Genomic DNA, 12,511 nt, shown 5'->3' on the forward strand with positions numbered 1-12,511 from the left:
AGCTCCGTACGGCAGGATGACCCCCATGACGAGCGTGCACGAGGACCGGCCCGTAGTACGGCCCACGCATGAGGACGAGGTCGCGGCGGCGGGCAGCGAGCTGATCGGCGGGCCCGTCGGCCGGTGGGCCGCGCTGGGCTCCGGACGGCTCTCACCGGTCCACGTCGTCGCCCTGGTCGCCCTCGGCATGTTCGCGCTCGGCATGGTGCAGAAGATCCCCTGCTACGAGTGGGCCTGGTTCCGCGGCACCAGTTCGCAGTACACCCACGCCTGCTACTCCGACATCCCGCACCTCTACCTGGGGCGGGGCTTCGCGGACGGCCTCGTGCCGTACTTCGACCGCTTGAGCGGCGACATGGAGTTCCTCGAGTATCCCGTCCTGACCGGGCTCTTCATGCAGGTCGCCGCCTGGCTGACCCTGCCGTTCGACGGCTCCGTCCAGGAGCGCGAACAGGCGTACTGGATGGTCAACGCGGGCATGCTGATGATCTGCGCCGCCGTCATCGCCGTCTGCGTCGCCCGTACGCACCGGTGGCGCCCCTGGGACGCCCTGCTCGTCGCGCTGGCGCCGGCCCTCGCCCTGACCGCCACCATCAACTGGGACCTCCTGGCCGTCGCCCTGACGGCCGCGGCGATGCTCATGTGGTCGCGGGGCCGTTCGCTGGCCTTCGGCATCCTCATCGGTCTCGCCACCGCCGCGAAGCTCTATCCCGTGCTCCTGCTGGGACCGCTCCTCGTACTGTGCTGGAGAGCGGGCAAGTACCGCGAGTACGGAGCGGCGCTGCTCGGCGCCGCCGGGGCCTGGCTGCTGGTGAACGTGCCCGTCATGGCCCTCGCCCCCGAGGGGTGGAAGAAGTTCTACACCTTCAGTCAGGAACGGTCCGTCGACTTCGGTTCGTTCTGGCTGATCATCACGCAGCGCACCGGGAAGCCGCTCGACGTCGAGGCCGTCAACACGTACGCCACCCTGCTCATGGTCGTGCTGTGCGCGGGAATCGCCGCACTGACCCTGACGGCGCCCCGCCGGCCGCGCTTCGCGCAACTGGCCTTCCTGGTCGTCGCCGCGTTCATCCTCACCAACAAGGTGTACTCGCCGCAGTACGTCCTGTGGCTCATCCCCCTCGCCGCCCTGGCCCGGCCCCGCTGGCGGGACTTCCTGATCTGGCAGGCCTGCGAGGTCATGTACTACCTCGGGATCTGGATGTACCTCGCGTACACCACCAGCGGCGACAAGCAGCGGGGCCTGCCCCCCGAGGGCTACCAGCTCGCCATCGCGCTGCACCTGCTGGCGACGCTCTACCTGTGCGCCGTCGTCGTACGCGACATCCTCATGCCGGAGCGGGACGTCGTACGGCGCGACGGCTCGGACGATCCCTCGGGCGGTGTCCTCGACGGGGCCGGGGACACCTTCGTGCTGGGGAGGGCCGCGCACCCGCCGCGCCACGCCGCGCACCACTTCGAAGAACCACGGGTGGAATGGGGCACCACCGCGCCGGGCGGCTGAGCCCTGGGGCGCGCGGCGGGCCAGGGGCCCGCCGCGCCCGAACCCGGGCCAGGCGAGCCCGTACAGCCCGCTCAGTCCGGCAGGACGGTCAGCGGTCGACGATGCGGTCGAACTGGGTCGTCGTGTGGCGCAGATGGGCGACCAGTTCCTCGCCCACCTTCGGCTCCTGCGCGTCCGAGGGGACGAACAGGATCGACACCTGCATGTGCGGCGGCTCCGCGAACCAGCGCTGCTTGCCCGCCCACACGAACGGCGCCAGGTTGCGGTTGACCGTCGCGAGGCCGGCCCGTGCCACACCCTTCGCGCGCGGCATCACCCCGTGCAGCGCCTTGGGCGCCTCCAGGCCGACACCGTGCGACGTACCGCCCGCCACCACCACGAGCCAGCCGTCCGACGCCGCCTTCTGCTGGCGGTAACCGAACCGGTCGCCCTTCGACACCGGGGTCACGTCCAGCACCGAGCCGCGGTACTCCGTCGCCTCGTGATCGCCCAGCCACAGCCGGGTGCCGATCCGCGCGCGGAAGCGGGTCTGCGGGAACTGCTGCTGCAGGCGCGCCAGTTCCTCGGCCTTCAGGTGGCTGACGAACATCGTGTGCAGCGGGAGACGAGCCGCCCGCAGCCGGTCCATCCACCCGATGACCTCCTCGACGGCGTCCGAGCCGTCGGTGCGGTCCAGCGGCAGGTGCAGGGCGAAGCCCTCCAGGCGTACGTCCTCGATGGCCGCGTGGAGCTGCCCGAGCTCCTCCTCCTTCACGCCGTGACGCTTCATCGAGCTCATGCACTCGATGACGACACGGGCGCCGACCAGGGCGTGCACCCCGTCGACCGACGACACCGAGCGCACCACGCGGTCGGGCAGCGGAACCGGTTCCTCACCGCGCCGGAACGGCGTCAGGACGAGCAGGTCGCCGCCGAACCAGTCCTTGATGCGGGCGGCTTCGTACGTGGTGCCGACGGCGAGGATGTCGGAGCCGAAGCGGGTCGCCTCGTCCGCGAGCCGCTCGTGGCCGAAGCCGTAGCCGTTGCCCTTGCAGACCGGCACGATTCCGGGGAACTGGTCGAGCACGGACTTCTGGTGCGCCCGCCAGCGCGCGGTGTCGACGTAGAGGGTGAGCGCCATGGCCGGTCCGGAACCTTTCTCGTGGCTGCGGTGTATCAGAGGTATGAGGGAAAACGGGTACGGGTCGGTTCGTGCGGGATCAGCGGCGCGACATGTACATGTCGAGGGCCTTGTGCAGCATCTTGTTGAGCGGGAAGTCCCACTCACCGACATACTCCACGGCCTCCCCACCCGTACCCACCTTGAACTGGATCAGACCGAACAGGTGATCGGTCTCGTCCAGGGAGTCCGAGATGCCCCGCAAGTCGTACACCGTCGCGCCCATCGCGTACGCGTCACGCAGCATCCGCCACTGCATCGCGTTCGAGGGCCGGACCTCACGGCCGATGTTGTCCGAGGCGCCGTACGAGTACCAGACGTGCCCACCGACGACGAGCATCGTCGCGGCGGACAGGTTCACGCCGTTGTGACGCGCGAAGTACAGCCGCATCCGGTTCGGGTCCTCGGCGTTCAGGACGGACCACATGCGCTGGAAGTACGAGAGCGGACGCGGCCGGAACCTGTCGCGCACAGCCGTGATCTCGTACAGCCGCTGCCACTCGGCCAAGTCCTCGTAACCGCCCTGGACGACCTCGACACCGGCCTTCTCGGCCTTCTTGATGTTGCGACGCCACAGCTGGTTGAAGCCCTTGAGGACATCGTCGAGCGACCGGTTCACCAACGGCACCTGGTAGACGTACCGCGGCTGCACGTCACCGAAGCCGGCGCCGCCGTCCTCGCCCTGCTGCCACCCCATCTTCCGCAGCCGGTCCGCCACTTCGAAGGCACGCGGCTCGATGTGCGTCGCCTCGATGTCCCGCAGGCGCTTCACGTCGGGGTCCTGGATGCCGGCCTTGATGGCGGGCGCGTCCCAGCGGCGGATGACCACCGGCGGGCCCATCTTCACGGAGAAGGCGCCCTGCTGCTTGAGGTGCGCCAGCATCGGCTGCAGCCAGTCGTCCAGGTTCGGCGCGTACCAGTTGATCACCGGACCCTCCGGCAGGTACGCCAGGTACCGCTTGATCTTCGGCAGCTGCCGGTACAGCACCAGACCGGCGCCGACCAGCTCACCGCCCTTGTCGAACCAGCCCAGGCTCTCCGAGCGCCACTCCGTCTTCACATCGGCCCACGCCGGGACCTGGCAGTGGCTCGCCGACGGCAGGCTCTGGATGTACGCCAGATGCTGCTCTCGGCTGATGGTCCTCAGGGTCAGGCTCATGACGGGGCGCTCCTCGGCAGGTCTGTCCCCATGGGATCAGGGGCTCCGGCTCTCGCGCCGAAGCCTACTGCGCCCAAGGAGCGCCCCGACTGGCCGCTGACCCAGCCGGGCCTATCCCAGCACCCCTCCGAACAGCCCGCCGTGCGCCATACCGAGGAAGAAGCCGACCGCGGACGCACCCAGGCCGACGATCATCGGGAACCGCTCACGCGTCGTGGCCGAGATGAACTGGCCGTACGCACCCGTCAGGATGCCCAGCAGACCCGTCCACGAGCTGAGCAGGTGCAGGCTGTGGAACATCGCCGAGACGAAGGCGATCGCGCCCAGCACGAGCGTCACCGCCAAAAGCGTGTCCTGCAGCGGATGAGGCTTGCCGTCGGTCTCGAAGAGAGAGTTCGAGGAGCGTCGTCGCATTGCCTGCGCCATGGGGCACCTCCTGCTGGAAGGCGGCGGGCACAAAGGCGGCGAGCGTGATGCCGCACACACCCGATGTGTACAGATTGTGGCCCCTCACGGCCGGATTTCAACCGGAAGGCGGTGAGCAGGTAGTCTGTACGGTCTGCACCGGTGTCTGCCCACGCCAGAAAACAGGCCCCCTCCCTCACGGAAGGCGGCTTGTCAGTGGCGGCCGATACCGTTGCGTACGCATCACGACCCTCCTGCCACGGAACGACCGTGGCCGCTGAGTCCAAAGGAGGTGGGTTCCACATGCGTCACTACGAAGTGATGGTCATCCTCGACCCCGATCTCGAGGAGCGCGCTGTCTCCCCGTTGATCGAGAACTTCCTCTCCGTCGTCCGCGAGGGCAACGGAAAGGTCGAGAAGGTCGACACCTGGGGCCGTCGTCGTCTGTCCTACGAGATCAAGAAGAAGCCCGAGGGCATCTACTCGGTCATCGACCTGCAGGCCGAGCCTGCGGTCGTCAAGGAGCTCGACCGACAGATGAACCTGAACGAGTCGGTCCTCCGGACCAAGGTCCTCCGCCCCGAAACCCACTGAGCTCAGTAGCTCAGCGGTAATCGGGTCCGAGTAGCAACAAGCAGCCAGCAGCAATCCCCGCCGAGAGGTTCACCCATGGCAGGCGAGACCGTCATCACGGTCGTCGGCAATCTCGTCGACGACCCCGAGCTGCGCTTCACCCCGTCCGGTGCGGCGGTCGCGAAGTTCCGTGTCGCGTCCACTCCCCGCATCTTCGACAAGCAGACCAATGAGTGGAAGGACGGCGAAGGCCTGTTCCTCACCTGCTCGGTCTGGCGTCAGGCGGCGGAGAACGTCGCGGAGTCGCTTACGCGAGGCATGCGCGTCATCGTCCAGGGCCGGCTCAAGCAGCGGTCCTACGAAGACCGCGAGGGCGTAAAGCGCACGGTCTACGAACTGGACGTCGAAGAAGTCGGCCCCAGCCTCAAGACGGCCACGGCCAAGGTCACCAAGACCAGCGGCCGAGGCGGACAGGGCGGGTACGGCGGCGGCCAGCAGGGCGGCCAGGGCGGCGGCAACTGGGGCGGAACCCCCAGCGCCGGCGGCCAGCAGGGCGGCGGCGCTCCCGCCGACGACCCCTGGGCCAGCAGTGCACCGGCCGGCGGCGGTCAGCAGCAGGGCGGCGGCGGCTGGGGCGGAAGCTCCGGCGGTTCCGCCGGCGGCGGCTACTCGGACGAGCCCCCCTTCTAGGGCGGGCCCGTACACCACTTCTTGATCACACAGGAGAAACACCATGGCGAAGCCGCCTGTGCGCAAGCCTAAGAAGAAGGTCTGCGCATTCTGCAAGGACAAGGTCACGTACGTGGACTACAAGGACACGAACATGCTGCGGAAGTTCATTTCCGACCGCGGCAAGATCCGTGCCCGCCGCGTGACCGGCAACTGCACGCAGCACCAGCGTGACGTCGCCACGGCAGTCAAGAACAGCCGTGAGATGGCGCTGCTGCCCTACACGTCCACCGCGCGATAAGGGAAGGGTGACCGAAAAATGAAGATCATCCTCACCCACGAGGTCTCTGGCCTCGGCACTGCCGGCGACGTCGTCGACGTCAAGGACGGCTACGCTCGCAACTACCTGGTCCCGCGTGGTTTCGCGATCCGCTGGACCAAGGGTGGCGAGAAGGACGTGGCGCAGATCCGCCGCGCCCGAAAGATCCACGAGATCGCCACCATCGAGCAGGCCAACGAGATCAAGGCCAAGCTCGAAGGCGTGAACGTGCGTCTCGCCGTTCGCTCCGGCGACGCCGGCCGTCTCTTCGGCTCCGTCACCCCGGCCGACGTCGCTTCGGCGATCAAGGCCGCCGGTGGCCCCGAGGTCGACAAGCGCCGCGTCGAGCTGGGCGCCCCGATCAAGACCCTCGGTTCGCACCAGGTCTCCGTGCGTCTGCACGCCGAGGTCGCCGCGAACCTGGGCGTCGAGGTCGTCGCCGCCTAAGCGCTGCGCAACGCACAGCAGTCAGAAGGGCCGCACCCCACGGGGTGCGGCCCTTCGTCGTTTCACGTGAAACACACGCCGACGCCCAACGCCCGGCGCACGCCCCACTCAGCGCGTCGCACCCGTGACGACCCAACGCCCCGACCGCGCACGCAGCCAAAGCGTCAGCATCCGCACCGCCATCATCAACGTCATCGCCCACCACAGAGCCGTCAGCCCACCCCCGAGCACCGGCACCAGCAACGCCACCGGAGCGAAAACCGCGAGCGTCGCCAGCATGGCCCACGCCAGATACGGCCCGTCCCCCGCACCCATCAACACCCCGTCCAGCACGAACACGATGCCCGCGATCGGCTGCGAAACAGCCACCACCAGCAGAGCCGGCAGCAGCGCGTCCCGCACCACGTCGTCACCCGTGAACAGCGGGATGAACAACGGCCGCGACACCGCCACCAGCACACCCAGCACCACACCCGAGACAATCCCCCACTGCACCATCCGCCGGCACGCCTCCTGCGCCCCCGCGGCGTCGCCCGCCCCCAGATACCGGCCGATGATCGCCTGGCCCGCGATGGCGATCGCGTCGAGCGCGAAAGCCAGCAAGCTCCACAGGGACAGCAGGATCTGATGGGCCGCGACATCCGCGTCCCCGAGATGCGCGGCCACCGCTGTGGCGATCATCAGCACAGCCCGCAGCGACAGCGTGCGGACCAGCAACGGCGCACCGGCCTGGGCGCAGGCCCGTATCCCGGCGGCATCGGGACGCAGGGACGCGCCGTGCTTCCGGGCGCCGCGCACCACCACCACGAGATAGGCGGCGGCCATCCCGCACTGGGCGATCACGGTGCCCCACGCGGAACCCGCGATGCCGAGCCCGGCGCCGTACACGAGACCCACGTTGAGCGCCGCGTTCGCGGTGAACCCTCCGATCGCGACGTACAGCGGAGTCTTGGTGTCCTGGAGGCCGCGCAGCACACCCGTGGCCGCGAGCACGACGAGCATCGCGGGGATGCCGAGACTGGAGATCCGCAGATACGTGATGGCGTACGGAGCGGCGGTGTCGGAGGCGCCGAACAGGTCGACGAGCCACGGGGCGCCGGGCAGAACGACCGCGATCACCGCGGCACCCAGGAGGAGAGCCAGCCAGATGCCGTCCATCCCCTGGCGGATGGCGGCCTGGAGGTCGCCCGCTCCGACGCGACGGGCGACCGCGGCGGTGGTGGCGTAGGCGAGGAAGACGAAGACGCTCACGGCGGTCATCAGGAGCGCCGCGGCGATGCCGAGACCCGCGAGTTGCGGGGTGCCGAGGTGGCCGATGACGGCGCTGTCGACCATGACGAAAAGGGGTTCGGCGACCAGGGCGCCGAAGGCCGGCAGAGCCAGCGAGATGATCTCGCGGTCGTGCCTGCGCCGACTGGTCTTCGCTGCCATGGGGGCCTGAGTCATGAGGTCAATCTAATCTTCCACAGGTAACAGATGCAATGCCTCAGCGCTCCTTACTTCTGGGCGCTTCCGGGGCTCGGGTGTGCACCGTTTTTTCTGATCTTGAACCGGGGGCCGAAGTTTTTCTTCCCCACAGCCGGTGGATGGAGAAACCCCAGGTCAGGCAGGCGGGCGTGCAGGTGCTATGAGTTTGTCCACAGTGCTGTCCCCCGGTCCGTGCACAGGTTCCGGGGACTTCTCCACAGCAACTGGTCCGTCGTCCACACCACCTGTGGATAACCAGATTGGCTGACGGTGCCCGCGGGCCTACCGTGGTGCGGCGCCCGCCTTCCGTTCCGGCCCCGGAAGCTCGTCGAACTTGATGCGCCGGAACCGGAGTCGGGCGTCTCATTTGTCAGAGCCGTGCCGTAAGAAAGAGTGGCACAGCGAGGTCCGCGCTGCGGACGGGAGGAGGTGGCCCGGTGAGCATTTCCGAGCCATTGGACGACCCCTGGACCGACAGCGGTCCCGGTGACCGTCTGCCCTCCCGTCGACGCCGTGGCGAGGGCCGGGGCCGCGACGAACAGCACGACCGCGGAGGTGAGGGCGGCGGCTGGGAGGGCGGCTCCCCCGCCTTCGAGCGGGTTCCTCCTCAGGACCTCGACGCCGAACAGTCCGTCCTCGGCGGCATGCTGCTGTCGAAGGACGCCATCGCCGACGTGGTGGAGATCCTCAAGGGCCACGACTTCTACCGCCCGGCCCACGAGACGGTCTACACGGCCATTCTCGACCTCTACGCCAAGGGTGAGCCGGCCGACCCCATCACCGTGGGCGCGGAGCTGACCAAGCGCGGCGAGATCACGAAGGTCGGCGGCGCCTCGTACCTGCACACGTTGGTGCAGACGGTGCCGACCGCCGCCAACGCCGAGTACTACGCGGAGATCGTCCATGAGCGGGCGGTGCTGCGCAGGCTCGTCGAGGCGGGCACGAAGATCACGCAGATGGGATACGCGGCCGACGGTGACGTCGACGACATCGTCAACGCCGCCCAGGCGGAGATCTACGCCGTCACGGAGCAGCGCACGAGTGAGGACTATCTGCCGCTCGGCGACATCATGGAGGGCGCGCTCGACGAGATCGAGGCGATCGGTTCCCGTACGGGTGAGATGACCGGTGTGCCGACCGGCTTCACGGACTTCGATTCGCTGACCAATGGTCTGCACCCCGGCCAGATGATCGTCATCGCGGCGCGTCCCGCGATGGGCAAGTCGACGCTCGCGCTGGACTTCGCGCGGGCCTGTTCGATCAAGAACAACCTGCCCAGTGTGATCTTCTCGCTGGAAATGGGGCGCAATGAGATCGCGATGCGTCTGCTGTCGGCGGAGGCGCGGGTGGCGTTGCATCACATGCGTTCGGGCACGTTGACGGACGAGGACTGGACGCGGCTCGCGCGCCGGATGCCGGATGTCTCGCAGGCGCCGTTGTACATCGACGATTCTCCGAACCTGTCGATGATGGAGATCCGGGCGAAGTGCCGTCGGCTGAAGCAGCGCAATGATCTGAAGTTGGTGATCATCGACTATCTGCAGCTGATGCAGTCCGGTGGTTCGAAGCGGGCGGAGAGCCGCCAGCAGGAGGTCTCGGACATGTCGCGAAACCTCAAGCTGCTGGCGAAGGAGCTCGAACTTCCGGTGATCGCGCTGTCCCAGCTGAACCGTGGCCCGGAGCAGCGTACGGACAAGAAGCCGATGGTGTCCGACCTGCGTGAGTCGGGTTCCATCGAGCAGGACGCCGACATGGTCATCCTGCTGCACCGTGAGGACGCGTACGAGAAGGAGTCGCCGCGTGCGGGCGAGGCGGATCTGATGGTGGCCAAGCACCGTAATGGTCCGACGGCGACGATCACGGTGGCGTTCCAGGGGCATTACTCGCGTTTCGTGGACATGGCGCAGATCTGATCCGTGCGTGCAGGGCCTCAGCTTTCGTGGCCGAATCTCACGAGCGATGGCCAAGCGATGGCATATCGCTGACACCGTGGGCCCACGGGGCATCGCTCGTGGGCTTGGGGGTGTGCGGTGGGGGAGATCGCCGCGACGGTGAGAGGGAACACCCATCCAAGCCGTGAGACAGCGGGAAGCTGCTCAGCGCCTCGTCTCGTACCTGGTCAGGACGACGCCGCCGGGAAACATCCGCGTCTCCACCAGGTTCAGGTTCACCCAGCTGTCCAGCGCGGTGAAGAAGGGCGTGCCGCCGCCCACCAGGACCGGATGGGCGGCGATCACGTATTCGTCGATCAGCCGGGCGCGCATGGCCGCCCCGGCGAGCGTTGCGCCGCCGATGTTCATTGGGCCGCCGTCCTCGGCCTTGAGCCGGGTGATCTCGGCGATCGCGTCGCCGGTGACCAGGCGGCTGTTCCAGTCGACCTTGTCGATCGTCGAGGAGAACACCACCTTCGGCGTGTCTCGCCAGTTCCGCGCGAACTCGATCTCCGCTGGGGTGGCGTTGGGCTGCTGGTCGCCGGTCGGCCAGTAGGAGCTCATCGTCTCCCACAGCTTGCGCCCGTACAACGACAGGCCACTCGCCTGCTCGTGGTCGAGCCACCACTGGAACAGCTCGTGGCTCGGCGGTCCGCTCCAGCCGATGTCGTCGCCGGCGGCGGCGATGTAGCCGTCCAGGGTCAGGTTCATGCCGTAGATCAGTTTCCGCATGGCCCAGCCTTCCGTCCGTGGGTGTCCCGCGTAAAGACCAGCGTGACGCGGGGAACTCATCGGTGCGCGAGCTGGGCTCGCCGGTAGTCCTCGTGCTCGGGGCTCAGCGTGGTGTACGGCCGACAACGGGCAAGCCGCCTGATCTCGACCTCGCCCTCGCGAGGCAAGCCACGGATTTTCGTAGTGGGGCTGGTTCCTTCTATGCGCGGTCCGGGCTCGGCGGGGTGGCGTCGCCCGGGGGTTCGGGTTCCGTGTGGAGGATCTGGCGGGCCTGTTCCGCGGCGCGGGTGATGCTTTCGGAGACGAAGTCGAGGAAGCGGGCGACGTTCTCCAGGCGGGTGGCGGCGGGGGTGTCGGGGCCGAGGACGCCGACGCCCTGGCGTGCGATCTCGACGATCTGGGCGGTGGACCGGGCGCTGGCGATCATCGACTGGTACCAGATGTCGTCGTCGACGATGTAGCGCTCGCGGCGGCGTTCGTCGCGTTCCCGGCGGACGAAGCCCTGGCTTTCGAGGAACGTGATCGCTTTGGAGATGGACGCCGGGCTGACCTGGAGGCGTTGGACGAGTTCGGACGCGGTGAGGCTGCCGGTGTCGGTGAGGGTGAGGCAGGCCATCACCCGGGACATCATCGTGGGCATGCCCGAGCCCATGAGGACGGTGGTGAACGTCTCGGCGTATTCGCGTACGGCCTCGGGGTCGCGTCCGTGTGCCTGTGGGGGTGTTTCCGGGTCTCGGGGTGTGGGCTGGCGGCGTCGTTGGGTGCGGCGTTCGGTGGCGCGGTGGGCGAGGTCGGCGCGGTAGGCGGTGGGGCCGCCGTTTCGCATGACCTCGCGTGTGATGGTCGAGGTGGGGCGGCCGAGACGTCTGGCGATTTCCGCGTAGGGGAGGCCGTCGGCCAGGCCCAGCGCGATCTGCTGGCGTTCCTGCTGGGTGAGTCTGCCTCCCGGCATCGTGGTCTCCTTCGTGTTCCGTGGTGGTCTCCAGCATAGCGTTCACCTTCATTCCATTGCAACGTATGAGTGCCTGTCGTTGCGTTAACTTTCAAGTCGACGCAATGAAATAGTGGCTTCAACCTGCACTGATGGCGATTCAATGCAACGGGCTTGTTGAAGCAATGTGGAAAGCAACGTAGCGTTTCACTTATCGGAAACAACGAGTCGCAGGAGAGCCACCATGCAGAAGTTCGACACCCCCACCCCGATCTCCGCCGTCCTGGACATCCCCGCCGGGCGCGTGCAGTTCATCGCCGCCGACCGCGCCGACACCGCGGTCGAGGTCCGGCCCGCGGACGCCTCGAACAGCCGCGACGTGAAGGCGGCGGAGCGGACCACGGTCGAGTACGGCGACGGCGTCCTGCGCATCGGGGCCGCACCGGAGGCGAACCGGGTCCTCGGCAGCTCCGGGTCCGTCGAGGTCACCATCCAGCTGCCCGCCGGCTCCCGCGTCGAGGCGAAGGCGGCCAGCTCCGAGTTCCGGGGCGTCGGTCGTCTCGGTGACGTCACCTTCGAGGGCGCGCAGGGCTCCGTCAAGATCGACGAGGCCGCGAGTGCCCGCCTCACCCTCCTCGCCGGCGATGTCTCGGTCGGCCGTCTGGGCGGTGCCGCGCAGATCAGCACCCAGAAGGGCGACCTCCAGATCGCCGAGGCCATGCGCGGCACGGTCACGCTGCGCACCGAGCACGGCGAGATCTCGGTGGGCGCCGCCCGCGGAATCTCCGCCTCGCTGGACGCCGGTACGACCTACGGCCGGATCCACAACGCGCTCAGGAACACCGACGGCGCCGCCGCCGGCCTGAACATCCACGCGACGACCGCCTACGGCAACGTCACCGCCCGCAGCCTCTGAAGGAGTACTCCCCATGACCGATCTGGCCATCGCGGCGAACGGGCTGCGTAAGTCCTACGGGGACAAGGTCGTGCTGGACGGCGTCGACCTGGCCGTCCCCGAGGGAACGATCTTCTCCCTGCTCGGACCGAACGGCGCCGGCAAGACCACCGTCGTGAAGATCCTTTCCACCCTCGTCTCGGCCGGTCCGGGCACCGGCGACATCCACATCGGTGGCCACAACGTGGCCACCGACCCGCAGGCGGTGCGTGCCGCGATCGGTGTCACCGGGCAGTTCTCCGCCGTGGACGGGTTGATCA

At 68.1% G+C, this 12,511-nt stretch carries 14 protein-coding genes; 8 read left to right on the forward strand and 6 right to left on the reverse strand.

What is annotated here, in order from left to right:
• Positions 1–25: 25 nt before the first annotated feature.
• Positions 26–1,504 carry a glycosyltransferase family 87 protein gene (locus tag IE185_RS22705; RefSeq protein WP_373303745.1) on the forward strand — a complete coding sequence of 493 codons (1,479 nt, stop codon included), beginning with the start codon at positions 26–28 and terminating at the stop codon, positions 1,502–1,504.
• An 88-nt stretch (positions 1,505–1,592) separates the two neighbouring features.
• On the opposite strand, the gene IE185_RS22710 is transcribed toward IE185_RS22705, so the two are convergent.
• From IE185_RS22710 to IE185_RS22720, 3 genes are all read right to left on the reverse strand, one after another.
• Complete coding sequence (locus tag IE185_RS22710) at positions 1,593–2,624, reverse strand: alanine racemase (protein WP_138895784.1); 1,032 nt, start codon at positions 2,622–2,624, stop codon at positions 1,593–1,595.
• 79 nt (positions 2,625–2,703) lie between these two features.
• Positions 2,704–3,822: a lipid II:glycine glycyltransferase FemX gene (locus IE185_RS22715; RefSeq protein ID WP_138895785.1), complete on the reverse strand. Its 1,119-nt coding sequence runs from the start codon at positions 3,820–3,822 to the stop codon at positions 2,704–2,706.
• Between the two features lie 111 nt (positions 3,823–3,933).
• A complete protein-coding gene (locus IE185_RS22720; protein WP_138895786.1) occupies positions 3,934–4,248 on the reverse strand; it encodes a hypothetical protein in 315 nt (104 codons plus the stop codon).
• Between the two features lie 282 nt (positions 4,249–4,530).
• Here IE185_RS22720 and rpsF point away from each other — a divergent pair, with 282 nt between their 5' ends.
• The 4 genes from rpsF (at position 4,531) to rplI (ending at position 6,235) form a co-directional block, all read left to right on the forward strand.
• Positions 4,531–4,821: a 30S ribosomal protein S6 gene (gene rpsF / locus IE185_RS22725; RefSeq protein WP_006604399.1), complete on the forward strand. Its 291-nt coding sequence runs from the start codon at positions 4,531–4,533 to the stop codon at positions 4,819–4,821.
• Between the two features lie 75 nt (positions 4,822–4,896).
• A complete protein-coding gene (locus IE185_RS22730; protein ID WP_138895787.1) occupies positions 4,897–5,490 on the forward strand; it encodes a single-stranded DNA-binding protein in 594 nt (197 codons plus the stop codon).
• 43 nt (positions 5,491–5,533) lie between these two features.
• A complete protein-coding gene (gene rpsR / locus IE185_RS22735; protein WP_003949403.1) occupies positions 5,534–5,770 on the forward strand; it encodes a 30S ribosomal protein S18 in 237 nt (78 codons plus the stop codon).
• Positions 5,771–5,788: 18 nt separating this feature from the next.
• Positions 5,789–6,235: a 50S ribosomal protein L9 gene (rplI, locus tag IE185_RS22740; RefSeq protein WP_138895788.1), complete on the forward strand. Its 447-nt coding sequence runs from the start codon at positions 5,789–5,791 to the stop codon at positions 6,233–6,235.
• Between the two features lie 108 nt (positions 6,236–6,343).
• Here the strand turns inward: rplI and IE185_RS22745 are convergent, their stop codons facing one another.
• Positions 6,344–7,681, reverse strand: a complete 1,338-nt coding sequence (locus IE185_RS22745; protein WP_138895789.1) for an MATE family efflux transporter — start codon at positions 7,679–7,681, stop codon at positions 6,344–6,346.
• Between the two features lie 476 nt (positions 7,682–8,157).
• On the opposite strand from IE185_RS22745, the gene dnaB reads away from it, so the two are divergent.
• Complete coding sequence (gene dnaB / locus IE185_RS22750) at positions 8,158–9,615, forward strand: replicative DNA helicase (RefSeq protein ID WP_167518908.1); 1,458 nt, start codon at positions 8,158–8,160, stop codon at positions 9,613–9,615.
• A gap of 183 nt (positions 9,616–9,798) precedes the next feature.
• On the opposite strand, the gene IE185_RS22755 is transcribed toward dnaB, so the two are convergent.
• On the reverse strand, positions 9,799–10,365 hold the full coding sequence (locus IE185_RS22755; protein WP_138895791.1) for a dihydrofolate reductase family protein: 567 nt from the start codon (positions 10,363–10,365) through the stop codon (positions 9,799–9,801).
• A 199-nt stretch (positions 10,366–10,564) separates the two neighbouring features.
• On the reverse strand, positions 10,565–11,317 hold the full coding sequence (locus IE185_RS22760; RefSeq protein ID WP_138906992.1) for a GbsR/MarR family transcriptional regulator: 753 nt from the start codon (positions 11,315–11,317) through the stop codon (positions 10,565–10,567).
• A 223-nt stretch (positions 11,318–11,540) separates the two neighbouring features.
• On the opposite strand from IE185_RS22760, the gene IE185_RS22765 reads away from it, so the two are divergent.
• On the forward strand, positions 11,541–12,212 hold the full coding sequence (locus IE185_RS22765; RefSeq protein WP_138899520.1) for a DUF4097 family beta strand repeat-containing protein: 672 nt from the start codon (positions 11,541–11,543) through the stop codon (positions 12,210–12,212).
• A 13-nt stretch (positions 12,213–12,225) separates the two neighbouring features.
• Positions 12,226–12,511: ATP-binding cassette domain-containing protein (locus IE185_RS22770; RefSeq protein WP_189715854.1), on the forward strand; the 286-nt coding region annotated here is incomplete at its 3' end.

The organism is Streptomyces chryseus (genome assembly GCF_014650755.1).
GTDB classification, from domain to species: domain Bacteria; phylum Actinomycetota; class Actinomycetes; order Streptomycetales; family Streptomycetaceae; genus Streptomyces; species Streptomyces chryseus.